The sequence below is a fragment of the Pediococcus parvulus genome (assembly GCF_964063155.1).
GTDB lineage: Bacteria > Bacillota > Bacilli > Lactobacillales > Lactobacillaceae > Pediococcus > Pediococcus parvulus.
The window spans coordinates 92,301-117,639 of sequence record NZ_OZ061292.1; the positions used below are offsets into that span (position 1 = coordinate 92,301).

The window sequence follows — 25,339 nt, forward strand, 5'->3', positions numbered from 1 at the left end:
CTTAAGCGAAAGAAACAATGCATTAATTTTAGCATGAAAAAAAAAAGTTTTCCACAGGATGTGGAAAACTATCGAAAATAAATCACAGGACAGGTAAAAGTGTATCCACAAGCTGTTGAAAAAAGGCCAAATTTTCATGAAAATTTTGGTTATTCACACAAAACGGTGGATAACTATACCCCGAGAAATAAGGGGTGGCAGGAGTTATCCACTGAAAATCATGAAAATGTGGATAACTCAATCACAGGGGGTGAATATCCGGATAAGCTCGGGAAAAACGGTGCAAAACTTAGGAAAACAAATGTTTTTATCCACAAGGTATGCACCACGATAAGCTTTGAGTGTGAACAAGAATATTTATTTTTTTCTATTAAGACCTTTGCATGATGATTGATTTGTGATACTATATTATGGTAATTGTAATTAGATACTGAGTTATTTCATTAATATATAAATGAAATCTATATAAATTTCAGTGTTGCTATGGGAGGTGTACGAATTGAAAAGAACATATCAACCAAAGAAGCGTCATCGTTCACGTGTGCATGGTTTTCGTAAACGTATGAGTACAAGTAACGGCCGTAGAGTTTTAGCACGTCGACGTCTAAAAGGTAGAAGAAAATTATCTGCATAAGGCCACTGATCCCAGTGGTCTTTTATTTTTGAAGAAATTTGAAAATAGCAGACAAACAACCTTTTATATGTGAGAAACTTGATAATACGATTTATTTTGGAGAGAGAGCATGCGCAAGTCATACCGTGTAAAAAGAGAAACGGAATTTCAAAAGGTATTTGAAACTCATAATTCATATGCAAATCGAAAGTTTGTTGTTTATGTGATGGAGAAACCACATCAACCTCATTTTCGGGTGGGAATTTCTGTTGGTAAGAAAATTGGTAATGCTGTTATGCGAAACTATATGAAGCGACGCATCAGTCAAAGCGTTCTTGAATTCAAACCACAACTACGTCAAGATATTGACTTTTTGGTCATTGCACGGCCCCAAGCGTCTGGTCTTTCAATGAAAGAGACCAAACAGCAATTAAAGCACGTATTCACGTTAGCTAATATTTTAACTACTGATCAAAGTGAGGAAAAGTAAGTGAAACACAGCAAAAGAAATATAGTGATGATGGCAATTGCCAGTTTAACGCTGTTTTTAGCTGGTTGTAGTACGGCACCTATCACGAAGAATAGTACCGGATTTTGGGATCATTGGATTGTCTATAATTTTTCACGGGCAATTATTTGGTTATCACATTTATTCGGTGGTAATTTTGGTTGGGGAATTATTATTTTCACCATTATTATTCGTATTATCATCTTGCCCTTGATGATTTATCAAACAAAATCTTCAATGAAAACTGCTGAAATTCAGCCTAAGGTTCAAGCTTTACAAAAGAAGTATTCCTCTAAGGATACTGAAACACAGCAAAAATTGCGTGAAGAACAACAAAAACTTTATTCCGAAGCTGGTGTAAATCCCGTTGCTGGGTGTTTACCATTAATTGTTCAGTTACCTGTTTTGTATGCTTTGTATGCCGCTGTTAACCGGACGGAAGTTTTGAAAGCAGGATCATTTTTATGGCTGCAATTGGGAGACAAGGATCCGTACTTCGTATTACCTATCTTAGCTGCTGTATTTACCTATGTGAGTTCATGGCTGAGTATGAAGTCGCAACCAATGCAAAATGGGATGACAACAATGATGACCATTGGTATGCCGGTCATTATCTTCTTTACAGCGTTAAGTGTGCCATCAGCTGTTTCCCTGTACTGGGTGGTTACAAATATTTTCCAAGCTGGTCAAACATTAGTTATTCAAAATCCGTTTAAGATTAATCGTGAACGTGAAGCAAAAGCACAGGCTGAACGCGATAAAAAACGGGCCATTGCAAAAGCTAAGCGTAAGGCTTATAAAGGACGCAATAGAAAATAAAAATGACTGGAGATTAGAATGTTTAGTTCTGGTCTCCTTTTGCTGTACATAATCGTAAAAAGGAGGTAGCCTATGGCAAATTATAAAGGGAGTACAATTGAAGAAGCAATTGAAGCAGGACTTGCTGATTTAAATGTAACCCGTAAAAGTGTAACTGTTTCAACAATAGTCGAACCTAAAAAAGGATTTTTGGGTTTCGGCAAACGATTGGCTGAAATTGAAATGTCAGTTATTGAGGCTCCAAAATCAAACGAGACGGTCAAAGTTCCTGAAGAAAAAGCGCCAGAAACTAAACCAAAAGTTAATTCTGAAGTTCAACATAAAACTGATGAAGTAAATCATGAAAGTAAAGCTGAAGTTCAAAGGCACCCGCAAGTCAAGGATCAAGCTATAGAACCAGAAACCTCATCGCGTCCGCGTTTGAATGAAGAAATTGTTTCTCAAATGCAGGAATATTTGGCAAAGATTGTGACCCAGTTGGGAATTGAAGCTACTTCAACAAGTAAATTTCATCATCGTGACGTTTCAATAGAGTTCAGAACTGAGCAAGAGGGCATGCTAATTGGGAAGCATGGTCGAACAATTAACGCACTACAAACTTTAGCTCAAGTATTTTTGCTACATCGCGGCATTTCACATGCCAATGTAAAATTGAATGTTGAAAATTACCGTGAACGACGGACAGAAACGTTGCAACACTTGGCCGAAAATACAGCTCGTGAGGTTGTGGCAACTGGTGAACCAGTTTTCTTGGATCCCATGCCCGCATTTGAGCGAAAAGTGATTCATGCGACGCTGTCTGAGAATCATTTTGTCTCAACTTTTTCAGAAGGACATGAACCTCATCGCTATGTTGTGGTGGCCCTTGTTCAAGATGAACAGCTTTAAAATAAAAGTGTAAGAAATTGACAAATGCGCAACAAAATTTTAAGATATAATCAATTATCTAAATAGCAGGTAAAGTAGTGAAAGTACTTTATCCACGTAACCTCTTATTAAGGCGTGGACTAGGTGCTTTTTTTATTGGAATTGATTAGGAAGGAAATAGAAAATGCTAGAAACAGCTACGGAATTAGATACGATTGCTGCAATTTCAACCCCACCTGGTGAAGGTGGTATTTCCATTGTTCGAGTAAGTGGAAATACCGCGCTTGATGTGGCAGAGAAGATTTTCAAAGGTAAGGATCTGCATACAGTTAAAAGCCATACCATTAATTATGGGCATATCGTTAACCCTAAAACAAAGCACACAGTTGATGAAGTAATGGTTTCAGTGATGTTGGCACCCAAAACATATACTTGTGAAGATGTTGTTGAGATCAATTGTCACGGAGGCATTGTGCCTACCAACGATATTTTACAGCTTCTACTAAGTAACGGTGCAAGAATGGCCAAACCAGGCGAATTTACTGAACGTGCTTTTTTGAACGGTCGAGTTGATCTTTCTCAGGCTGAAGCAGTGATGGATTTGATTCGTGCTAAAACGGATCGGTCGATGAAAGTAGCTTTAAATCAATTAGATGGGGATTTATCTCATTTAATTAAGAATTTGCGGCAGGATATTTTAGACGTTTTGGCACAGGTTGAAGTTAACATTGATTATCCAGAATATGATGATGTTGAGACCATGACCAGTAAACTATTACGTGAAAAAGCTGTAGAAGTGAAAGCACAAATCAAACAACTTTTGCAAACTGCGCAAGAAGGTAAAATTTTACGTGATGGACTGGCAACGGCGATTGTGGGGCACCCAAATGTTGGGAAGTCTAGTTTGCTGAATCGAATGCTACATGAAGACAAAGCGATTGTCACAGATGTGGCTGGAACCACGCGTGATGTTTTGGAAGAGTATGTGAATGTTCGTGGTGTGCCGTTGAAGTTAGTTGATACAGCTGGTATCCGTGAAACAAACGATAAAGTTGAGAAAATCGGTGTTGAACGCAGTCGTAAAGCAATTAAAACTGCAGACTTGGTCTTGTTAGTTTTAGACAGTAGTAATCCATTGTCGGATGAAGATCGTCAGTTAATTAAAGTCACTGATGAAGCAAAACGAATCATTATCTTGAATAAAACTGATTTACCAATGCAATTAGATACTGATGAATTATTCAATTTAGTTCCTGAGGATCAGGTGATTCGAACCTCTGCAACAGAAGGGGTAGGATTGGATGATTTGAAAGAAAAAATTTCTAAGTTATTCTTCGGTGGGATTGAAAGTAATCAAAACAGTGTCATTGTGACAAATGCTCGGCATATTGGCTTGCTGAATCAAGCTGAAGAAGCATTGGATTCAGTTTTGCAAGGGCTCAAAGATGGTATGCCAGTAGATCTAGTCCAAATTGATATGACGCGTTGCTGGGAATTTCTTGGTGAAATTACTGGTGACAGTTATCAAGATGAGTTATTAGATCAGTTGTTCAGCCAATTCTGTTTGGGTAAATAATTGAAGTTCAATTAAGTTAACCATGAAACAAATTATGAAGCTACTTGAAGCTCGAAATAATGTGGAGGAAGAGTCATGACGGAAGTAAAACAGTATGCAGGGAAAGATTACGATGTGATCGTAGTTGGCGCCGGCCATGCGGGTTCAGAAGCGGCTTTGGCAGCTGCAAGAATGGGAAACAAAACCCTACTAATGACTATCAATTTGGATATGGTGGCTTTTATGCCATGTAATCCTTCAGTTGGTGGACCAGCAAAAGGCATTGTGGTTCGTGAAATTGATGCTCTTGGTGGCGAGATGGGTAAAAACATCGATAAAACTTATGTCCAAATGCGAATGCTAAATACGGGTAAAGGCCCCGCAGTTCGTGCCTTACGGGCCCAAGCAGATAAACATGCTTATCATGCTCAAATGAAAAAAACTATTGAAGATGAACCTAATTTGACTTTACGACAGGGAATTGTTGATGATTTAATCATTGAAGACGGTGTCTGTAAGGGAATAATTACTAATACTGGTGCTCGTTACCATGCCAAGAGTGTTGTTCTGACGTTGGGAACAGCTGCTCGTGGGAAGATTATTATCGGCGAGCTTATGTATTCTTCGGGTCCTAATAACTCACAACCTGCCATGAAACTTACTAAGAACCTAAAGGATTACGGTTTCGATTTGGAACGTTTCAAAACAGGAACGCCACCACGAGTTGATGGTGGCACAATTCATTATGATGAAACTGAAGAACAGCCCGGTGATAAGGAACCAAATCACTTTAGTTTTACAACGCCTGACAGTGCCTATATTGATGTGAAAAATCAGTTATCTTGCTGGTTGACGTATACTAATGAGTATACCCATAAAATTATTCGAAAAAATCTAGATCGTGCACCTATGTTTTCTGGTTTGATTGAAGGTGTTGGTCCCCGCTATTGTCCTTCAATTGAAGATAAGATTGTCCGATTTGCGGATAAGGATCATCATCAATTATTCCTTGAACCTGAAGGTCGGAATACAGATGAATGGTATGTTCAGGGACTTTCAACTTCTATGCCAGAAGAGGTTCAACAACAAATTCTTCATTCCATTAAGGGCTTAGAAGATGCTGAAATGATGCGGCCTGGTTATGCTATCGAATACGATGTGGTTTCCCCCTATCAATTGAAGCCAACTTTAGAAACTAAAGTTGTGAAAAACTTGTATACCGCTGGTCAAACAAACGGGACGTCCGGTTATGAAGAAGCAGCTGGCCAAGGTTTGATGGCTGGAATTAACGCTGGATTGCGTGCCTTAGACAAAGGTCAGTTTACCTTAAAACGTAGTGATGCTTACATTGGTGTTATGATTGATGACTTGGTGACTAAGGGAACCAAAGAACCATATCGTTTGCTGACTAGTCGTGCTGAATATCGTTTGATTTTACGTCATGACAATGCGGATTTGCGTTTAACTGAGATGGGTCATGACCTTGGTTTGATTGATAACGATCGTTACCAAGAATTCCAAGAGAAAAAAGATGATATTAAAAATGAACTTCATCGTTTAGATACCATTCGCATAAAACCTAAACAAGTTAAAGATTTCTTGATTTCTAAGGGTGGTCATGAATTAAAAGATGGTGTTTTAGCATCAGAATTTCTCCGTCGTCCAGAGGTTTCCTACAAAGACTTGCTGCAATTTATCCCTGCGCCGGATAAGAAGTTAGATCGGCGCGTGGTTGAGCAAGTTGAAATTGAAATTAAATATGCAGGTTATATCAAGAAAGCTAAAGAACGTGTTGAACGTTTGAAAAAGATGGAAGCTAAGAAGATTCCGGATCACATTGATTACGCTGCGATCAATGGTTTGGCTACTGAGGGTCGTCAAAAGTTGGAGAAAATTCAACCAGAAACGATTGCACAGGCTAGTCGAATTAGTGGGGTTAACCCAGCTGATATCGCTATTTTAAGTGTTTATATTGAACAAGGACGTATTGCAAAAGTTAAATAATTTACAAATAAGAGCTGTTTTAATAGAGATATTAAAACGGCTTTTTATTTATAATAATATTTATTTTATCGTTAAAATATATTTTATTGACATTTCTAAATAACTGGAATATAACTAAGTTATCACAAAAATAAATTTTAACGATAGAAGGAATTATTATTAAAGATTTTCTGAATACTAGTAAAGCACAACTTGTTAAAGTCGGTATTATTGCATTAATTGATGAGTTAGGAAGCAGCATGTTTAGCTTCGCATTGGGATTATTTCTCTTACGTAAAACGGGATCTGCTATGAATCTGGGAATTTCTATTTTGATTGGCCCCTTAGTATCATTAGTTTTATTGCCTGTTTCTGGAACAATTGTGGATCGTTTTAGCCACAAAAAAATCATTGTGACTTGTCAGATTGGCATTATTATCACGATGGCGTTTTTCTCAATGGAGCTTCAGCAGCTTTCAGGAACGTATCTCATTAAAATTATTATTTTGTTGGTTTTGCTAGATATCTTTCAATTGTTTATTGGCAATGTTTTCAGTGCTTCTGCGATAAATCTCGTGCCTAAAACACAGGTGCAACAACTTAACTCGATTCAACAAATGGTTCGTTCTTCAGCATCAATTTTGGCTCCTATTTTTGGTGGAATTGCTTACGGAATGATGCCATTCTTTGGTTTCACACTGGTTATGTTGGTGACTACCTCAGTCGTTATGCTGATTGTATTATCGCTGAACTTCAGATTTAATGGGGCACAACTAGTCACTAAGACCGATTTTAAAAGAAAAGTGGATTTTTTAACTTCATTTAAGGAAGGCATCCATTATCTACGTCAGAAACAGGCAATTGTGATGTTGATTATAACGGCTTGTGTAATCAATTTCTTCTTTTGTGCAGTGAATGTTGGGTTACCCTTTATATTAGTTAATCGGTTTAAGTTAAGTAATATTTTTTACAGTATCGTAGAGGCTAGTACGTCAGTAGGGATGATCTTATCAGGTTTTATCTTTATGAAACAAAAGCCAGCAGAAAATCAGATTCAAATTATGTATCGTTGGGTTATCGGGATAGCTCTGATTACAAGTGGAATGGGCTTACCAGTAGTGTTGCATGTTCAATTGTTAAAATTGGAAATTACTGGTATTTATGTGGCGCTCGCCTTACTAATGGGGGTTGCGTTATTTGAAACCAATGTACCTATGGCAGGATACATGCAACTGCATATTGATTCTAGTTTTCAGGGACGGGTTTTTACAATTTAATCTTCATTGTCAATGTTGATGATGCCCGTTGGAACGATTATGTACGGTTACTTATTTGATCATTTTAATGCAGGTATTATTTTTCTAGTATCAGGAATAATTGTAATTATTTTCATCTCTGTATTCATGCAAATTAAAGTAACAAAACCGATAGGATATGCTAGAAATATAGCAGGAACGAAAAACCTAGAAAATGGGCAGAAATAGATTCTTAATTGAATAACCATGAGATTGTTACGCTAAATGGGTATAATAAGGTTATTCAAACTAACTCAAAGGAAGTTGCCTAAATGAGCTCTAATAAACTTGATAATTTAGCAAAATTACTTGCGGATCCAAAGGTAAATCGAATTTTGGAGGCGGCTAGACCCAAAAAGGGGATTACTGTTAAGCAACTCGCTAAGATTTTAAAAGAAAAGCCATCTAACCTATACTATCCAATTCAAAAAATGACAGATTTTGGGCTCTTAAAAGTTGTGGCTGAAAACGAAATTAAGAATTTAACTGAAAAAGTGTACAGTTCGGCATCATTGTATAAACGTTCTCAACAAAAGAAACTAGGCCTTAAAGAAAATGAAATTGATTTAAGTAATGAGTATGTTTTGAATCATACGGATGATCTTTTAGAGTTTTTTATGATTAATCAAAAGCGAATGCTAACAAGCTTTGAAAAAAATATGGATTTTATCCAAGCTGGTGGAAAGGTAAACGAAGTGAATTTTTCGTGGGCAGTGTCCACTCTTGAGCTTTCTAAGCGAGGGCAGATAGAGCTATTAAAAAAAATAAATCAGTTAACCACTGATTTTAAGGATCCACATCCAGAAGATCCTCAATTTTCCTTTAACCTTGATATGACGTTATATTCTGATGATGAGCCAAAGGATAAATAGATTTTTATTAAGGATAAAGTGAATTTAACAATCAAAGCTTTTCAATTGAATTAAAATATTTTTGTGGTTAATGAGTATATTTTGCGTAGAATGTTGATGCCTGATTAATTAAGTACTGTTTTGATATAATGTTTCACGTGAATCAAAAACATTTTGCTTTTCTTTTTCCATAGATGTTAGTAAAACAAAGTGATGATAATTTAAATTATCCGATGTGGTATAAACAGAAGCATATTTTAGATAACGTACAGGTAAATTAATAACTAAGGGGAGTGTATCTTTGTTCAGTGGCGCATTATAAAGACTTTTAACAGTGGTATCATGAGTGGAATCATGACCAATGTAATTTAGAACAATATCATTGACATTTGAATCAAAAGTAAGATTTTCTTTATCTAATTGTATGTTTAAAAAACCTGGTCCAACTAGTAAAAATTCTTCTGGAATTTTTACGCCATATATATTTTTAATAGCTAATACCACGGAGGCACTCAAACACTGCATTGCAGATTTACTTTCAGGCATGGGGTCGTCCTTTCTATTTTCTAGAAAACTTCAAATGAGCCGTTTGTTTTTTCGTACTTAATACTGTATTGGAATATGCAAACACCGATGATTAACCAAATGAAGTTGACGGCAATATAAATCAATATTAAATTCAGTGGAATACTATGTTGTAAATATATTAGTCTTGATATTTCAATACCAGAAACAAACGGAATAATGTTTTGAAGTGGGCTGAACAATGGAATAGTTATATTTCCAATTAATAACAGCGCAGTTTGAATTATTGTTGCCCATTGTCCAACACGTTTCACGTGTACAGAGACTGCACCAAACACAAACCCAATCCCAGACATTCCAATATTTGAAAGCATAGAAATTAAAAATAGCTGTACTACTAAAACCAAGGCCTTTAATAGAGTTAACTTAATTGAAAATGAAGACAATGATATGATTACAAGAAAGTAAAATATGCCGAGAATGTTATTAACTCCACTACGAACTATAATCAAGAGCCACAGTGGGTGAGGACTTTGTAATTCAGATTCTAATATACCGGCTTTTGCATCAGACTCAATTGCATCTGATGCCGCATCCATGCCTAAAACACCAGCATTCCAGTAAAGATATCCTATCAGGAGTTAGTGTAAAGTTTTAGTAGGAAAGTGAAAAAAAGCCTTTTCAAAACACGAGAAGACCGTTAATCTTCTAATTAGGTTGGTAGCCAAAAATTAGGAGGTAACGGTCTTCATGTCTCAAATCTTAACAGAAATCATGACAGTTTTAAAGGATAGTAATAGTTTATTTAATGCGGAACAAGATTTAATGATTCGGTGTCAAGCGTTGATTGCCACTGCTTTAGGTCAAGCACTAGAAGAGTTGGATGATCTTTTAATTGGTGAAACAAAATACCAAGAAATTGTTGGTAAACGCGAAAGAACTTTGAATTTCATGTGTGGGGCCGTAACTTTCAAACGCCGGTTAGTGAAGCTAGCTGATAAAAAGTATGTCTTTCCTTTGGATCGTTATTTGCAGTTAATTCCACGAAGTAGATTTTCACCCTTAATGGTCGAAAAGGTTGCCAAGCTAGCTTCACATAGTGTTTTACGGACAACAGCTTTGGCTGTTAACCTTTTAACCCCACTTTCTATCAGTCATCAAAAAGTTGGTCAACTTTATCAAGCAGCCGGTACGCAATGTGAAAAGCAGCGTGAAGAAACCACATTAGTGAACATCGAAAAGAAACGGCGAGTTCCTTATCTGTATTTGGAAGGCGATGCCTTTTGTGTGGCCTTAAAGGCTAAGCAACACCATAAAAATGTCTTTATTCATCGACTGCAACTAACGGAAGGTATTAGCCAAAATGGCCAGCGCCGACAGACGTTAAACCGACATGTATTTACGGGATTAAACCGGCAAGCAGTTTTTAATCAAGTACAAGATTATCTCGATCAGAATTATGATTTACGAGCAACTACAATGATTACCGGTAGCGATAATGGGAGTGGCTATGAACCATCCTGCTTTGATGAATTAGCGGTTGGGGCCAAAAAACATGAGCACTTTTTAGATCGTTATCACTTGAACCGAAAAATTCGTAGTCGATTAAGCAAGATGCCTAAAATTCTGCAAAGTAAACTATTTCAGGGTGTGCATAATTGGGATAATGATCAAGTTCAAATTGTCCTTGATACGTGTGAGTTCCAAGCCAATTATGCGGATAGTCTGGAAGCAATTCAGCTTTTACGGAGTTACTTGAAACGTAACTGGAATTATTTAAAGCCAGCTGACAAGCGAAGCTTAGCTACCGAAACCGTGTGTTTAGGTGGCTGTGAAAGTAATCATCGACGCTTTACCTATCGGTTAAAACATCAAGGTCGCTCTTGGAGTAAAGCTGGATTGAAGGCGATGATTGCGGTGATTACCAGTGAAATTAACGGGCAATTAGAAACAGCAATGATAAAGATGCCCAATACCTTGCCAATAAGCATCATGCCAGTTAAAGTGGCCGCTAGTTATTTTCTTAAACAGCCTTTTACGCAACATCAAGGAATTAGGCACGGCAGTATTTCATTAGACGCAGCAACTAGCAGTGCTATGGGTAATTTGGTGAAGGCTATTTCATAGGATTTGAATAACAGGTGGAGCGGAGGCGTTGGTGAAAGAGTGTGTCGATGTCACTTAGCGATTTATCGCTTAGAGACATGGGAGACTGGAGAGATCCACTTTTGGCCTGAAGGGCAAGAAGTTAGCTCGTAAGCGACCCACACGGCCCCGCATCAACGCCGGAACGAAACAAAAAGTAGTTAAAAACATAAATAAAATCTAATTAGAGACACTACCTACTAAAACTTGACACATACCTATCAGGATTAAGACTTTTCCTGTTGTCACTGAGGTATGATAATAAGCGGCCATTGTTGGGGAGCTCGCAATGTATATAACAATAAGGTAGGTTACAGTATATATTGCAATACTACTTAAAAACTGTACTTTGTATTTTGTTCTCACTTCAAATTCTCTCAATGCTTCCATCTTAATCATTTGCATGATTCCACTCATTCTTTATCCCTCCTTTTTAAATGATTGATGATACAAATTAATTAAATCTTCATGGCTTGCAGGTGAATCCAATTTTGCAATAATATGTCCCTCTCTGATAAACACGTAACCATCGCAAACACTTGTTAAAAGGTTTACATCGTGAGAAGACACCAATACTTTTTGATTTCCCTTATTTTTGGTTAGGTTTAATACATGTTTTAATCCATCTTGTGCGTCAATATCCAATCCATTTGAAGGTTCATCTAAAAGAATTAATTTTGTTTTGAGTGCCAATGCATTTAATAAGGCTGCTGATTTTTTTGTCCTGTTGACATTTGGTCATAGTCACGATTAATTAAGTTTTCCATTTCAAGGGTCTGTGCCATACTTTCAAAATAGCTCAACCCTTTTTTATAATTAACATTTTTTAGACCGCAAAAATATCTAAAATTGTTAACCAATGAGAGCCTATTGATTAATCCTCGTTCACCAGCTGGTACATATAATGTGTTTTTCAACGCCCATTGAATATATTCAAGCTTTTTATCAGCATCATTTAGTTTTATTTTCCCAGAGTTTGGTAATAAAACACCACTTAGTACTCTCATCAAAGTAGATTTCCCCGCACCATTTGGGCCAACCAATCCTATGATTTTACTGTCTAAGTTTATTGATAAATTAATATCAAATAATACTTGTCGTGCATTATATTTTTTGTTCAAATTCTGAATGTCAATTTGCATAAAAACACCACTTTTTTTGGTTTAAAAAAACTCTATAATTCTTTTTACTACCTTATCAGTCTCTGAAAGACAGAAAATAGGCAGATCATTTAAATTACCTTTTAACTCAGAGGTTCCTCTTGACTCGACAAGAGCGAGTACTGGTCGATTGTAGTAGGATTCAATGTATTTAACTATCCTAGTAATTAAATTCGTTGAATCGGTCTTGTTAACAAGTAGAACATAACAATCTGCGTTAATACCCGTTAGGACAGATTGAGTTTCAACAGGTATAAAACCAGTATTCTTCATATTACTAGACATCACTTGCGACTGGGTTCCTGCTATAATTAGGTCATGTTTTTCATCATCAATCTTTTTCATAGTATTATTAGATCCAACAACATGTTCTTGCCATGAAAATTTGGACGCGTTATAGCCATAATGCCAGTAATGTTTACAACCAATTATTTCAGAAAATGGTTCTGTTAACATAAGGCCAACGTCGTACCCAACTTTTTTCAAAAGTCTAGTTATTTCAAGTTGTAGACTTACTTTTCCTTGCTTACTTGAAGTACCAATCACTCCAACAATTGGTGTATTAAAAGTAAATAAAGAACCGCCAAGTCTTTCTTTGTATAGTTTTTTTTCATTCTGTACTAAATCTAACGCATAAATTTTCTTGTTGTACTCATTGCATTTTTCAATAATTTCGGATAATAGGTCTTTCTTTAGTAACAATGATATTTCTTTAACATGACCAAGTACTACTGAATTAAAGTCATTGGATTCCCAATTAATATCCCTCATATCTCCTATAACTTGATTGGGTACATAACTTGTATATCCAATATCTGCCATTGATTTTCCAATTTTGGGGCTTGTGTGATAATCATAAATTGAGGCTATATGTGGAACAACAAAATCAGAGTTATTCATAAGAGCAAACACTTCTTTATTTAAGGGAAGAAATATTGCTTTATCCTTTGAGGTAAGAAAATCATTAACTATATTGTGATGATGCTTCAGATGAAAAGAATCATTACTATATTGCATTTGACTCATTTCTTTTTTGATTTCTACTATCAAGTTATCTTGACCAACTAAATCTTTTGACCACATATTATTAATTATCGCTGTAATAACAGGTGTGCTAAAACTAGAACCAATTACTTGCTCTTGTCTTTTCTTAATCTCGACGGAAAAGTGACCAGAGTATGCTAAAATATCGATCCAATTATTATAGACAACATTAAAATTCTTTATTTGTTTTATTTTGTAATCACAAAGGACAGAAAGGGTGTCTTTATAAAAAGCCGGATAGCTTATTGCTCCACTATTGTCAGCGGCACATACCAAAACAACTTTTTTCTTAACAGCATAGTTAACAGCTTGCTGCAATTCACCATCGCTATCACTTCTAGTACCCATGCTTATATTAATAATATCCGGATGGAATTCATTTATGCTTTTTTTGATACTAGAAGCTAAGTCTCTCGCCCGAATCATATGGTTATCATTAAAAACTTGTACGGAAATGATAGTACTTTATTGTACATAATTATCAATTATTTTTGTAACCGCAGAGCCATGATTCATACTAGAAGTCTCATTTTTTGAATTGTAACTAGATGAATTATATCTAACTATTTTATTTCCGTTTTGACTTTGGAAGGAATAGCAGCCCCCGTCTAAAACAACAATTTTCAAATGCATCACCTCCAGATAGTGCCATTCTGAATACAACAAACGCCTTCAATAAAATTTTGAAGGCGTTGTATTGCTATAAATATAATTAACCAACCGTTTCCTTGTAAAGTTTTACAAGTTCATCAGCGGTTTCAACTGGTTTCTTAAGTTCCTTTTTCATTGTAATTCATCTTTTTTCTTTATGTAACTTATGACCTACTTGGAATCTTTGTAAGATTCAATAACAGGACCGGCTACAGCTACTTTGGATTTAAGTCAAGAATCTGGACACGATTATGTATAATTTAAGCGACTAATTTTTCCTTTTCATTTGGAGTTAAATAATCAATGCTACTGTGAATTCGAGCACTGTTATAAAAGCTCTCAATGTAGCTGAATATTGCAGCATTTGCTTCTTCAAAATCCTGATAATGGTGTTGGTAAACCTCTTCTTTTTTCAAACTGGCGTGAAATGATTCCAAACATGAATTGTCATAGGGACAGCCACGCTTGCTATAAGAATGGCGAATATGGTGTTGCGCTAAGATCTGTTCAAAGCCAGCACTGCGGTACTGGCTACCCAGATCGGTATGCACAATTAAGTTATTAGTCGTCTTTCTAGTTTCAAAGGCTTGTTGAAAAGTGCTGATCACAAGATCAGCAGTCATATGACGGCTGATTTTATGGGCAATGATTTTACGTGAATATAAATCCTGAATGCTTGATAAATAACACCAGCCATTGGCTTTGGTGTGAATATAAGTTATGTCTGCACACCACTTTTGATTTGGACTGGTTGTACGAAAATCTTGCGCGAGTATATTTGAATAATCAGTCGCATCAATATCATTAGTTTGTTGATAATGCCACTTCTTGCGCGTGATTGATTTTAACCCCATTTGGCGCATTAATCGTTGAACTAGCTTAATACTGGCAGTCTTACCTTCTTTTTGTAACGCTTTTAGAATTTTAGGTGCCCCGTAGATACGTCTAGAATTAAAGTAAATGCGTTTAATCGACTGGCTAAGTGTCTTACGACGCTTGGCTTGTGGCGATACATGATTCTGCTGATGTTCATAGTAAGTTGAGCGTGGAACTGAGAGTACTTTACAGGTTTCTTTGATACTATGGTGCTTCAAATTAATATCAACGGCTGTCTGCCAGTCATCTGGGTTTACTTTTTGGCGAATATGGTTAAGGCTTTTTTTAAGATGTCATTCTCACTTTCTAGCTGTTTCAAACGTTTTTGCAACGCTAAAACATCTGATTTGGAAATTCCACTTCCTTTGTCTTCTTTATATAGATTAATCCATTTGTAAATAGTTACATTTGATACACCATATTCGTCTGTAAGATCAGCTACCGGGGTGCCATCCTGGTACAGCTTGACAATCATTTTTCTAAAATCTACTGAGTACTTTTTCTTGGTCATAAAAACACAATCCTTCCTATTATGGAATTATACTAAATCGTGTCCATGATTTCATACTACCTTCACTTGTTGTTTTTGACGTAATACTAAGTTTGAAAGGATTTCTTTTAAAGCCATCAATTTATTTGTCATAAGTCTCACCTCCTTTCAATTCAATCAAATTTTTAATAATGTTTACCGTGATCTTAGGAGTGGCACCCAAAAGTTTTTGAGCACTATTGGTATCAATTACTATGTTAAAAGCAGTTTCTAATTCAATTAAAAAATTTACCATTGATAAAGAATCCATGAATACTTTCTGATTATCCTTTTGTATCACAACACCAATGTCAGAATAAATAGAGCTAATTTTTAGCTTAATTTCATTTTCTTAGATTGTTTTAATTTTAATCGCCTTCCTTATCATCATTTTCTAATTGACTACGAATTCACCATCATTATTTATCTTTGTCAAGGTGAAACGGACGCTTTTATTAATATTTGAGAACAAAAACATTAATATTTGATTAGCTGTTTTCCGCTTAAATAGGATCGTATTTGAAATTAATTATTTTAAATAACCATATAGAGAGAATATCGGTTATTGGTAATTTATATGTGTTAAAAAACAGGCTTTAAATTCTCCTTCTACTGAGAACTTAAAGCCTGTTTTTTATATTAAAAGCAAGTTAACCTGCCAAGATTAATAATTAGTGAAAGCCTGTGGTAAGTTCTTTTAACACTCACGACAGGCTTTTGCAACATTGGTTAGTCATAAATAGGAGGGGTGCCCAATGAATTCTCAATTTTCATATTTCCCCGTTAACAATAACAATGAAATTGCTAGGAATTTACTGTTTCATGCTTTTGTAAAGTTGCTTGCCAGTAAACCGATGACCAGCATTAGTGTTGTGGAAATTTGTAAAACGGCTGGTGTTGCTCGTTCAACATTTTATTTTAACTTCCATTCTAAAGAAGATATGTTTGATAAATACCTTGATAGTCAACTGTACGTTATGACGCGGCGCTTACGTAGGGCTGGTAAAAGTCCACATATCAATGGTTACAGCTATTTTGTTAGTTATTTACAATTGCACAAATTTTTAATTGACTTGCTAATCAAAAATAGAATGGAGGAAACTTTATCTGAACATTTGTCTACGATTGTAAAACAACTATTGCAACAAGATATTTTTATCAAAACTATTAATGCTAAATTCCAAGTTAGTTTTATTACCGGAGGCTTAATCGCCGTTATCATCACCTGGGCGCAACAAGGATATAAAGAAAATAATCAGCAACTCATGAATATTATCCTGAATTTACTGCAAGTCTTTAAAAAATAAGGAAGCACTGGTTTCAAAAACGGCACAAATTGTTCCTGTAACAGTGAGCAAGAATTTTTAGTAATTTCGAAACAACACATTTGGGGGTATGTATTTGAAATCCGAGATTGAAGTGACCAAAATTTTTGTCCGTTATGTTCAACAAGCCATTATGCACCGCTCGTTTACGCTGTACAGAAAGGAAAATCATAAAGTAGAAATTGTCTCTTATGAAAATTTGGTTATTGAGAAGCTACTGCATTATGAATCACCACACATGCTGGAAAAAATGAGCTTTAATAATATCTGGGAAATGGAGAACTTCATTGACAACAATCAACTAGCCATTGCAGTTGGGACTCTGAACACACGTCAAAAGTTTATTCTGTATTGGAAGTTTGTTGAAGAAGCCTCTGACGCTCGGATTGGTGACTTATTGGGAATTAGTAGCCAAGCCGTGAGTAAACAGAAGCGTAAAGCAATTGACTGTATTGTTGAACACTACTTTGATTAGTACGAAAGGAACTCGACAACATGGAACCCATTAATTTAGTCCCATTAATCTTAGCTGCTCAATCTGGCGATGAATTAGCCATGGCCGACTTGTTAACGCGGTTTAACCCGCTCTGCGTAAAATATGCACGATATGGTCGCGTTAGAATGAGTGATGACTATTATCAAGAATTACGGATATGTCTTGTAGAAACTATCTATAAATTCAATGTTCAAAAATTCATGACTAGCTAGCACATAAAAAAGATTGGCAAAATCGCCAATCTTTTTTTGTTTTTGGTTTCAAATTTGATTTTTTATGTGCCTGTATTAAGTGAACAGGAGTTAATCCTGTGTGCTCTTTGAAAACTTGATACTAACTGCTAAAGACATAAATCTTTAAGCGAGCCCGATTAGTTTAGCGCGATGACCAGCAATGTGAGCGATGACTGAACTTAATCAAGATAGATTTACCACCTACTGCGTTAACCTTAAAGATGGATAATGATACTTCTGCGAAGCTCCCACGTAACGAGGAGAGGTGCGATTCCTATGTGCTTGTTGGTCACGAGCCTTTAGCGGTTTGTTGTTTCTGATTCTGATATAATGAACTTGCAAAGTCTCACTTTCAAGTTCATGCAACTATGAAAGGAGGTCTTGCTGTGCCGTTACTAGTTACTGTCACGAAAAGCGATTTAGTCGCGTTAGGTTATGGCCCGTCACGTTCAACTGATATCATCAGACTGGCTAAGGCCGTAATGGTTAACAAAGGGTTTGAATACTATCGTGCTAGAAAGCTCGGCCGGGTACCAGCATCAGCAGTTGAAGAAATTTTAGGCATTCCCATTAGTGAGCTGATTGTTCCCACAAGCGGTATCTCTACGGTTAAGGAGGAACTATCTTGACCACTAAAGATATCTTTAAAAAACAAAAAAACGGAACGTATGCATTCAGAGCTAATATCGGATTTGATTCTAAAACTGGTAAACGTGTTCAACGACGTGGCAGTGGCTACCGTACTAAAACCGAAGCCAAAGAAGCCTATCGTAAAATGATGGCCGATGGCCCCGATAAGTCAGCAGAGTTATCCCAAATGACTTTTGAGCGTTTTGTAAATGATATTTTTAAGCCGTGGTACAAAACACAAGTTAGACCACAAACTTATAAACATCGTTCAGGAATCATAAACAAGCAACTATCTTATTTCTCAAATTATCTAGTTGACCAAATCAAACCGTTAGATATTCAAAAGTGGCAGATTATTCTGTTGAAAGGCCATTCTCCATCGTCTGCACGGGCCATTAATCTAATGCTAGCAAATGTTTTAGAACGAGCGAAAACCTTAGGAATTGTGGAAACTAACCAGGCTCGAGTAATTGGGTACATCAAAAAGCAACAATCCGAAATTGATTTTTGGACCAAGGAAGAGTTTCAAAAAGTGATTGACCATACCGATAAAGCCGGTACCTATACCCAACATTTTGAATTTATGGTGTTGTGGTTCTTATTTATGACTGGTTTAAGAAGCGGTGAATCACGGGCCTTGTTATGGGACGATATCGACTTTGTCCATGGGACAGTTGATATCAATAAAACATTAATTTTTTACAATGCCAATGACTACTACTTCTCCACGCCAAAAACGCAAGCAGGTAAACGGGTAATTGTTTTAGATGCACAAACTAAGGAATTTTTACTTGAATGGTACGAAGACCAAAAATTAATGACGAGTTCTAAGTTTGTATTTTCGCTTGATGGTGTACCAACGCCAACAATGACCTATACACGGATTGTTACTGCTTACTCCGAAATTGCGGGTGTCCATCGAATTACCGTTCATGCGCTACGGCATTCGCACGCATCAGTGTTAATTGACATGGGAGAAAATCCATTAGCAATCAAGGAACGTTTAGGCCACGCGGACATAAAAACGACACTCGGAATTTATGGTCATCTGTACCCCAAAAGTAATCTTGAAGTTGCCAGCCGATTAAATGGTCAAATTAAGGCGCCACAGTGACAAAAAACTTAAAAACGCCAGAATGTGCCATTTTGGTGCCACTTGGCATATCTAACGCTTCAAAACATTGATATTAAAGAGTTTCAACGCAGTTGTTATGTTTCACGTGGAACAACACACAAAAAGATGGTCTGAAAAAGATCATCTTTTTTAATAACAAACTTTTAACGATTGTATCAATCACTGATTCCTTGCGGTAGCTGCGGTTGAGAAGAGTTTTTAGGCTGATTCAGTAATTTTTGTCTGCTCAAGGTTAAGACTACTGAAGTGGTGAAGATGATTAATAAAATACCAGTAATGGCAAAGATTGGCAAAGCTGACAGATGATCAAATAAGAAACCAAATACAATTGTCCCAAGTGGCATTAATAACATACTGATCGTGCTAGTTAGTGAGAAAATCCGTCCTTGCATGTGCTGCGGGATTAATTGTTGCATATACATGCCCAAAGGCGTGTTAATGAAGACCAATATTATACCGTTTAAAGTATTTAAGGCAATAAAGTAAATGGTATTTATATCGGCAGATAAGTTTAGAATTTCTGGAATTCCTACAGCAATGAAGACGAGTGATAAAAAGCCGATGTTTAAATATGAAATTAGAACTGGATGGTGTTTTAATTTCATTAGGCTCAATAAAATTCCTCCAAGAAACATCCCAACGGCCAGGGATGAATCTGTGATCCCATACTGGGTGCTGGACAATTTCAACGTTTTAACCAGGAAATAGGGTTCGCCAACGTTGACAGCAGAGAAGAAAAAATTAATGGCTGCCGAAGAAATGATTAAAATACGCATTAAACGTTGGTTACGTAAATATTGAAAACCAGCGCGAAAATTCTGCCAGACTGTTTCTGTAGAGCTTGCATCTGTTGATTGAGGTTTTTGCTCTTGAATTGCATTCTTAAAACGAAGAAACATGATTGTGAATAAAGCAATTAGTTCAAATCCAATTTCAATAAATGCAAAATTGTCTATAGAAATCAATGTATAGACGAGAGCACCAATAATTGGTGCCAAGAAAGAAGCTAACGACGAAACAGATTGGTTTAACGAATTTACTTTCTGTAGTTCATCCGAGTCAAATAATTGAACAAGGCTTGCAGTGAGCGCTGTACTGAGAAAATTATCGGTAATTTGAAGGATAACAATTAGGCCGATAAGTTCCGCAAAATATTGGGCTGGCCATAGCTGAAAAGTAAAACCAAATAAAAGTAATCCAAGACTAGTTGTGATTTGAGCGGCAATCATAACTTTACGATGGTTGAAAGTATCCACCACAAAGCCAACGAAAGGAGTCAAAAGTAGAGAAATAATTGGTCCCGTAATTAATGACACACCCATACCTAACGCAGAACCGGTTCGATGAAGAATATATAAACCGGTGGCAAAAGACAGCATGCCACTGCCAAACCCACCAGTGAACTTAATTATCAATAACCTAATGGTTTGTGCAGATAATTTAATTTTATTCATAATAGCATCCCCAATTTTGAAGTAAAATTGTCCTTCAATTATTGATTAATAGTTTCTAACGCTAAACATAATGAACTGTAATGTCGCCGATATTAAAGTTCCCGGTAATCGTGACTAAAGGTCCAGTTTTTGTGGGCTTTTCTCCTGTTTCAGCAACTTCAGTGATAAATGAACTTAATTTAATTTGTGTGAGCCATTCTTTGGGCACATACAGGTAAATCTCACCCATGCTTCCGTTGAGGCTGATATTGGCTTGATCAGCAACGATACTTGCTTGATCAAAATAAATTTTAGCGTCCCCCATCGTCACATTAATTGTTGCCTGCTGAAAATTAGCAGATTGGACGTAACGAATAGCACTCCCCATGCGTACATTGACATCGACGTAGGATTCATAGTCCGTTGTTGTACTTTCTGAATAACTCTGACCATTGCTATCGATCGTTTTATTGACAATAATGTGTTGATGTGGATGAACTTTTCGTTTTAAAGGCTGTAACACGAGTGATAATCCAATACTTAGGAGTAAAGCAGCACCCAGAATTGTCCAGGGAACTAAATTGGTGATGCCAAGGGGTTTCGCATAAAGAATACTGATAAAAGCCAGGCTGAAGACAGTGCCGCTTACGCTAAAGTAAGCCATGCTCTTGATAGTAGCAGCCACCAAAATTAAAGTTAGAAAAAGTGTCCACATCCCGATATGATAAGTAAGCCAACCTGCTTTACTAGCGATTAAGACAAAAGCACAAGCTAAGAAAAATACTCCCCAGAACCAATGACCCCATTTTATTTTTGTATTCATAATTATTACCTCATTTCATTTAATCGTTCTTGTAGTTGTTTGTAGTAACGGCGCGATGCGTAAATTTGTTTATGCGAATTGCGAAATGAAATCAGGCAATTTGAAATGGATTTCGACAATGCATTGACTTGGTACAGATTAATTAAAGCTGATTTCGAAACTTGGAGAAAATAACCAGGAAGTGTATCAGCTAATTCGTAGAGATGTTTTTTACTCGTGTAAATATTGTCTGCTGTATGTATTTGTAATCGCCGATCTGCAGTTTCAATAAAAAGGATACTATCTAACTTCAGAAAATATTCGGTTTTATCTTGATAGCACTTGATGGTGTCCGCAGTGGTTGATTTTTCCAACAAGTTTTTGAGATGTTGAACGGTCGCATCATCTTTAGGTGTTTTAATAACAACTTCTGGCTCTTGTAACGAGCTATCAATTTCTAGTCGCACTTTCATTCGCATTGCCCCCTTCCTGTTGCTTTGATATTATTAGACTACTTTTAAATGAGGAATGGAATACTTTTTGTTTAAGTGGCACAAAATTACGCGTAACCGGTTAAATGGTGAACAGCTGAGAATCTAGTTAAAAAGTTGAAATAGGTATCAAAGAACAGACCGTATTAGTGGTAAACTATTGCTAGTTTATTAGAGTATTGAGGATGAAAAATTATGAAGCAAAAGTCACAATGGATATTACTGCTGGCAACTTCAATGGTGTCATTTATGTCAACAATTGATGCCAGTATTGTTAATATTGCAGTGCCACAGCTTTCCCACGACCTTCATGTTCCTATGAATGAAGCTGAATGGGTAGTGTCCGTTTACTTAGTGTTAATCTGTATGTTACTAATATTTTTTGGAAAATTGTCGGATCAAATTGGCCGTATTAAACTTTTTCAGATTGGCACTTTAATTTTTGTCGTTGGCTCACTAGGCTGTGGCTTAAGTATGAATTTGCCGCTTATGCTGGGAGCTCGGGTAGTTCAGGCAATTGGAGCTTCTATGACTATGGCGACAAACTTCGGAATTATTACGCAAATTTTTCCACGCAATCGTCATGGGGTGGCATTAGGTGTTAATAGTTCATTTGTTCAGGTGGGAAATATTATGGGTCCGGGACTAGGCGGACTAATTCTTTCTATTCTTTCCTGGCATTTTATCTTTTTCATTAACGTGCCGATTGGTTTGATTGCTTTTGTGTTTGGATACAAAATTTTTCCTAAAGAGCCTGCAATCCATGAGAAAGTACAAATTGATTTTCCCGGCTATTTGGCCTATGTGCTCGCAATAGTTAGTTTTTTCGTGGCCATTTATTGGGGTCAAGAAGTTGGGTTTGCCAAACTGAAAATCCTGGGATTATTCTGCTTAAGTGCCATTTTTATTGCCATCTTTATTTTTCACGAAATCCGAGTCAGCAACCCACTTTTAAATTTACAAATTTTCAAAAATGTGGGATTTTCAATCGGTGTTATTTCAACGATGCTAGTATTTGCGGTTGGTTATTTTAATAATATGATCATGCCTTACTATTTGCAGGAAACTCTGAAATATTCGTCTGCAGTCGCTGGGCTAATCTTGATGGCCGTCCCACTTTTGAATATTTTTTCAGCACCGGTTGGTGGCATGATTGGTGATCGAATTGGTGCGGACAAGGTTTCCTTAATCGCACTTGTGATCTTTTTAATTCCTGAACTGATTTTTATGTTCATTACGCCTAATTGGGGGATTGTTTGGCTGGTTATTGGGCTAATGTTGTTTGGTTTGGCGAATGGGGCGTTCCAAAATAATCCAATGATAATGGGAAATGCTGGCAAACAGTTTCAAGGAATTGCGGGATCGATTGCGGCGTTGGCACGCAACTTAGGGATGTCAATTGGTCTGTCGTTGTCGACATCTCTGTTATATTTTGGTATTAGTCAAAAAGCGGGTCGGCATATTACCACGTACCCAGAACATAATCCAAACTGGTTTGTTTATGGTATGCATTTTAGTTATTGGTTTGCGTTTGCTCTGATCGGAATTGCACTGGTTTTATTGATTACTTTAGTTAAGCATCAGAAGAAGGCAGTCTAAAAAAGCGAGATTAAGCAAAAGGATTTTTCTGCTTAATCTCGTTATATTTTCCGGATATTATTTCTAAAAAGTGAAAAGAAGCAAGTTCTGCTCAGAATCTAACTGCTTTTCCCCTTTTTTATGTTTAATTACCTAGTTATTAGTTAAAAATTTAGTTAATTGAACTTCAAAAATTGGTGTCCAAACTTGCTTGTAACCCATTTGGGTAGGGTGGGCATCGTCAGCCATAAAATAGGGACTAGTTTTAATCAAATTATGGAGGACAGGATCTGCCCAGAGATCGATGATGGCGAAATGCCACTTTTTCTGTAGTTGGTATAACTGACTGATCAAACTTGCATAATCTTGATCTGGCTTACGCATGCAAGTGTAGAAAACAACAGGACAGCGAAAATGGGCTTGAACGTAAGCTAAAATATCTTCCATGGCGCCAAGGGTTGTCTCACGATCAAAACCGTCAGTTTGCACATCTGGAGTAATTTGGCCTAGGTCTTTATTAGCCCGGCTATCATTTGTAGAGAGCTGACAAACAAAGAGATCATAATTAGCTTGATCATCAAAATCGGTTCGAAGGCGACTTGAATACGTCTTTGGTTCGAGTCCTGCTAAAGTGGTGCCACTGATGGCTGATTTAGTAGGAATAATACCGTCTTTTGTTTGCAAGTACTCTACAAAAGACTTGCCTTTTGCAGCTGCGCCATAGGTAATTGACGAACCTAAAAAGGCAATACGTTTACCATATAATTTGGAACTGGGGTTCAAAACTTCTGTTGAAGGAAGATAAGCAGGCAAATTGCCCAACATGATTGCTTTTAACGGACGGGGAATTTTGTGAATCCCAACGGCAGTCGCTGCCAATATACCAGTATTTAATAGGAATTTTTTCATGTGAATCACCTCAGAATTATTGTAGCACGGAATAAAAAGCTGAGATGAGTTTTATGAGGAAATAAGGGATGAAAATGAACCCTTGTAAAGTTGTCAATTTGGATTTTGACTATCAAATTATGAAGAATTTATATCAGTTTAAACTTTGAACGAGATTTTTGGCAGAGTTTGCACTAAAATAGAAAATAAATAAGTTAATTGAGGAGTTTCCATGAAAACTATAAAAAGTATTCTAAGTTGGGTAGTACCGATTCTAATTGGGTTAGCAATTGCTTTATTAGTTCGTAGCTATCTGTTTGAAATCGTACGGGTTGATGGCACGTCAATGGAACCCAATCTGGTTAATAATGAACGCGTTTTTGTTTTAAAACAAGAAAAGATTAAACATCTGAGTGTCATTGTTTTTGATGCCTATGGTGCTGATCCCCAAGCCACTCCAGGGACGGAGTATGTGAAGCGAGTTATTGGGATGCCAGGTGATAAGATTTCATATAAAAATGGCAATTTGTACGTAAATAACAAGTTAGTACCTCAGAAATTCATCAGTGCGCACGAACGAACGACAGGAACAGAAATTGGAGCAGAAGCGACAGATTGGAACTTAGCTTCTGTGGCGAAAGCCCGTGGCTGGGGGAATAAGCCCGAAAAGGTGCCAGCTGGTGAGTACTTTGTGTTAGGTGATCACCGAACTGTGTCTAACGATAGTCGTTATTGGGGTTTTGTGAAGAAGAGTGAGGTTATGGGAGTCGTTAAGGTCCCATTCTGGGGTAGTACCGCTGCTAAAAAGAACGTCAATGACCGAACGAGTGATTATTAATCAACTAAACAAATTAGTGTTGAAAACGGATAAATTCCGATTTAACACTTTTTTTCTGGAGAAATTTGC

30 protein-coding genes are annotated in these 25,339 nt (G+C 36.7%); 17 read left to right on the forward strand and 13 right to left on the reverse strand.

Going from position 1 to position 25,339, the window contains the following annotated elements:
• Positions 1-99 precede the first annotated feature (99 nt).
• The 9 genes from AB3217_RS00430 to AB3217_RS00470 all read left to right on the forward strand — a co-directional run bounded on the left by AB3217_RS00430 (position 100) and on the right by AB3217_RS00470 (position 8,512).
• Positions 100-387: a hypothetical protein gene (locus AB3217_RS00430; protein WP_057784124.1), complete on the forward strand. Its 288-nt coding sequence runs from the start codon at positions 100-102 to the stop codon at positions 385-387.
• A gap of 112 nt (positions 388-499) precedes the next feature.
• A complete protein-coding gene (rpmH, locus tag AB3217_RS00435; protein ID WP_084254234.1) occupies positions 500-634 on the forward strand; it encodes a 50S ribosomal protein L34 in 135 nt (44 codons plus the stop codon).
• A gap of 109 nt (positions 635-743) precedes the next feature.
• A complete protein-coding gene (gene rnpA, locus AB3217_RS00440; protein WP_057784126.1) occupies positions 744-1,103 on the forward strand; it encodes a ribonuclease P protein component in 360 nt (119 codons plus the stop codon).
• The gene (yidC, locus tag AB3217_RS00445; RefSeq protein ID WP_260267498.1) at positions 1,104-1,940 is read left to right on the forward strand and encodes a membrane protein insertase YidC; all 837 of its coding nucleotides are present in this window, start codon (positions 1,104-1,106) and stop codon (positions 1,938-1,940) included.
• 72 nt (positions 1,941-2,012) lie between these two features.
• Positions 2,013-2,828: an RNA-binding cell elongation regulator Jag/EloR gene (gene jag, locus AB3217_RS00450; RefSeq protein ID WP_057784130.1), complete on the forward strand. Its 816-nt coding sequence runs from the start codon at positions 2,013-2,015 to the stop codon at positions 2,826-2,828.
• 163 nt (positions 2,829-2,991) lie between these two features.
• Positions 2,992-4,383 (forward strand): tRNA uridine-5-carboxymethylaminomethyl(34) synthesis GTPase MnmE, encoded by a 1,392-nt coding sequence (gene mnmE / locus AB3217_RS00455; RefSeq protein WP_068808469.1) that lies wholly within the window; start codon positions 2,992-2,994, stop codon positions 4,381-4,383.
• A gap of 75 nt (positions 4,384-4,458) precedes the next feature.
• Positions 4,459-6,366 (forward strand): tRNA uridine-5-carboxymethylaminomethyl(34) synthesis enzyme MnmG, encoded by a 1,908-nt coding sequence (gene mnmG / locus AB3217_RS00460; protein ID WP_057784134.1) that lies wholly within the window; start codon positions 4,459-4,461, stop codon positions 6,364-6,366.
• A 218-nt stretch (positions 6,367-6,584) separates the two neighbouring features.
• Positions 6,585-7,622 carry an MFS transporter gene (locus AB3217_RS00465; protein WP_367366102.1) on the forward strand — a complete coding sequence of 346 codons (1,038 nt, stop codon included), beginning with the start codon at positions 6,585-6,587 and terminating at the stop codon, positions 7,620-7,622.
• 290 nt (positions 7,623-7,912) lie between these two features.
• Positions 7,913-8,512 (forward strand): helix-turn-helix domain-containing protein, encoded by a 600-nt coding sequence (locus AB3217_RS00470; RefSeq protein WP_057782910.1) that lies wholly within the window; start codon positions 7,913-7,915, stop codon positions 8,510-8,512.
• A gap of 108 nt (positions 8,513-8,620) precedes the next feature.
• Here AB3217_RS00470 and AB3217_RS00475 read toward each other — a convergent pair whose 3' ends face one another.
• On the reverse strand, positions 8,621-9,037 hold the full coding sequence (locus tag AB3217_RS00475) for a hypothetical protein (protein ID WP_367365496.1): 417 nt from the start codon (positions 9,035-9,037) through the stop codon (positions 8,621-8,623).
• A 20-nt stretch (positions 9,038-9,057) separates the two neighbouring features.
• Positions 9,058-9,615, reverse strand: coding sequence for an ABC transporter permease (locus AB3217_RS00480; RefSeq protein ID WP_367365497.1), 558 nt, complete (start codon positions 9,613-9,615; stop codon positions 9,058-9,060).
• A 151-nt stretch (positions 9,616-9,766) separates the two neighbouring features.
• Between AB3217_RS00480 and AB3217_RS00485 the strand changes: the two genes are divergently transcribed.
• The gene (locus tag AB3217_RS00485) at positions 9,767-11,143 is read left to right on the forward strand and encodes an ISLre2 family transposase (protein WP_068806374.1); all 1,377 of its coding nucleotides are present in this window, start codon (positions 9,767-9,769) and stop codon (positions 11,141-11,143) included.
• 198 nt (positions 11,144-11,341) lie between these two features.
• Here AB3217_RS00485 and AB3217_RS00490 read toward each other — a convergent pair whose 3' ends face one another.
• The 7 genes from AB3217_RS00490 to AB3217_RS00520 all read right to left on the reverse strand — a co-directional run bounded on the left by AB3217_RS00490 (position 11,342) and on the right by AB3217_RS00520 (position 15,692).
• Positions 11,342-11,578, reverse strand: coding sequence for a hypothetical protein (locus AB3217_RS00490; RefSeq protein WP_367365498.1), 237 nt, complete (start codon positions 11,576-11,578; stop codon positions 11,342-11,344).
• Between the two features lie 3 nt (positions 11,579-11,581).
• Positions 11,582-11,854: a hypothetical protein gene (locus AB3217_RS00495; protein ID WP_260274742.1), complete on the reverse strand. Its 273-nt coding sequence runs from the start codon at positions 11,852-11,854 to the stop codon at positions 11,582-11,584.
• Positions 11,855-11,859: 5 nt separating this feature from the next.
• Complete coding sequence (locus tag AB3217_RS00500) at positions 11,860-12,303, reverse strand: ATP-binding cassette domain-containing protein (RefSeq protein WP_260274743.1); 444 nt, start codon at positions 12,301-12,303, stop codon at positions 11,860-11,862.
• Positions 12,304-12,324: 21 nt separating this feature from the next.
• Positions 12,325-13,824: a S8/S53 family peptidase gene (locus AB3217_RS00505; RefSeq protein WP_367366103.1), complete on the reverse strand. Its 1,500-nt coding sequence runs from the start codon at positions 13,822-13,824 to the stop codon at positions 12,325-12,327.
• A gap of 452 nt (positions 13,825-14,276) precedes the next feature.
• Entirely contained in the window at positions 14,277-15,161 is an 885-nt protein-coding gene (locus AB3217_RS00510) for an IS3 family transposase (RefSeq protein ID WP_105782191.1), read from the reverse strand.
• Positions 15,146-15,403: a transposase gene (locus AB3217_RS00515; protein ID WP_367365499.1), complete on the reverse strand. Its 258-nt coding sequence runs from the start codon at positions 15,401-15,403 to the stop codon at positions 15,146-15,148. Before AB3217_RS00515 ends, AB3217_RS00510 begins: the two co-directional genes overlap by 16 nt.
• Before the next feature lie 121 nt (positions 15,404-15,524).
• Positions 15,525-15,692: a hypothetical protein gene (locus AB3217_RS00520; RefSeq protein ID WP_367365500.1), complete on the reverse strand. Its 168-nt coding sequence runs from the start codon at positions 15,690-15,692 to the stop codon at positions 15,525-15,527.
• 484 nt (positions 15,693-16,176) lie between these two features.
• Here AB3217_RS00520 and AB3217_RS00525 point away from each other — a divergent pair, with 484 nt between their 5' ends.
• The 5 genes from AB3217_RS00525 to AB3217_RS00545 all read left to right on the forward strand — a co-directional run bounded on the left by AB3217_RS00525 (position 16,177) and on the right by AB3217_RS00545 (position 19,219).
• Positions 16,177-16,728: a TetR/AcrR family transcriptional regulator gene (locus tag AB3217_RS00525; RefSeq protein WP_057782914.1), complete on the forward strand. Its 552-nt coding sequence runs from the start codon at positions 16,177-16,179 to the stop codon at positions 16,726-16,728.
• Between the two features lie 94 nt (positions 16,729-16,822).
• Positions 16,823-17,221, forward strand: coding sequence for a sigma factor-like helix-turn-helix DNA-binding protein (locus AB3217_RS00530; protein ID WP_068808453.1), 399 nt, complete (start codon positions 16,823-16,825; stop codon positions 17,219-17,221).
• Positions 17,222-17,241: 20 nt separating this feature from the next.
• The gene (locus tag AB3217_RS00535) at positions 17,242-17,454 is read left to right on the forward strand and encodes a helix-turn-helix domain-containing protein (RefSeq protein ID WP_057782918.1); all 213 of its coding nucleotides are present in this window, start codon (positions 17,242-17,244) and stop codon (positions 17,452-17,454) included.
• 407 nt (positions 17,455-17,861) lie between these two features.
• On the forward strand, positions 17,862-18,104 hold the full coding sequence (locus tag AB3217_RS00540) for a DUF3173 domain-containing protein (protein ID WP_198145851.1): 243 nt from the start codon (positions 17,862-17,864) through the stop codon (positions 18,102-18,104).
• On the forward strand, positions 18,101-19,219 hold the full coding sequence (locus AB3217_RS00545) for a site-specific integrase (RefSeq protein ID WP_068808447.1): 1,119 nt from the start codon (positions 18,101-18,103) through the stop codon (positions 19,217-19,219). Before AB3217_RS00540 ends, AB3217_RS00545 begins: the two co-directional genes overlap by 4 nt.
• 176 nt (positions 19,220-19,395) lie before the next feature.
• Here AB3217_RS00545 and AB3217_RS00550 read toward each other — a convergent pair whose 3' ends face one another.
• From AB3217_RS00550 to AB3217_RS00560, 3 genes are all read right to left on the reverse strand, one after another.
• Positions 19,396-20,694 carry an MFS transporter gene (locus tag AB3217_RS00550; RefSeq protein ID WP_367365501.1) on the reverse strand — a complete coding sequence of 433 codons (1,299 nt, stop codon included), beginning with the start codon at positions 20,692-20,694 and terminating at the stop codon, positions 19,396-19,398.
• Between the two features lie 61 nt (positions 20,695-20,755).
• The gene (locus AB3217_RS00555; protein WP_367365502.1) at positions 20,756-21,496 is read right to left on the reverse strand and encodes a LiaF transmembrane domain-containing protein; all 741 of its coding nucleotides are present in this window, start codon (positions 21,494-21,496) and stop codon (positions 20,756-20,758) included.
• A gap of 5 nt (positions 21,497-21,501) precedes the next feature.
• Complete coding sequence (locus tag AB3217_RS00560; RefSeq protein ID WP_068808437.1) at positions 21,502-21,948, reverse strand: LytTR family DNA-binding domain-containing protein; 447 nt, start codon at positions 21,946-21,948, stop codon at positions 21,502-21,504.
• 213 nt (positions 21,949-22,161) lie between these two features.
• Here AB3217_RS00560 and AB3217_RS00565 point away from each other — a divergent pair, with 213 nt between their 5' ends.
• Positions 22,162-23,565 carry an MFS transporter gene (locus AB3217_RS00565; RefSeq protein ID WP_367365503.1) on the forward strand — a complete coding sequence of 468 codons (1,404 nt, stop codon included), beginning with the start codon at positions 22,162-22,164 and terminating at the stop codon, positions 23,563-23,565.
• Between the two features lie 132 nt (positions 23,566-23,697).
• On the opposite strand, the gene AB3217_RS00570 is transcribed toward AB3217_RS00565, so the two are convergent.
• Positions 23,698-24,453: an SGNH/GDSL hydrolase family protein gene (locus AB3217_RS00570; protein WP_057782932.1), complete on the reverse strand. Its 756-nt coding sequence runs from the start codon at positions 24,451-24,453 to the stop codon at positions 23,698-23,700.
• Positions 24,454-24,664: 211 nt separating this feature from the next.
• Between AB3217_RS00570 and lepB the strand changes: the two genes are divergently transcribed.
• Positions 24,665-25,270 carry a signal peptidase I gene (lepB, locus tag AB3217_RS00575; protein ID WP_186806938.1) on the forward strand — a complete coding sequence of 202 codons (606 nt, stop codon included), beginning with the start codon at positions 24,665-24,667 and terminating at the stop codon, positions 25,268-25,270.
• The last annotated feature ends 69 nt before the right edge of the window (positions 25,271-25,339 follow it).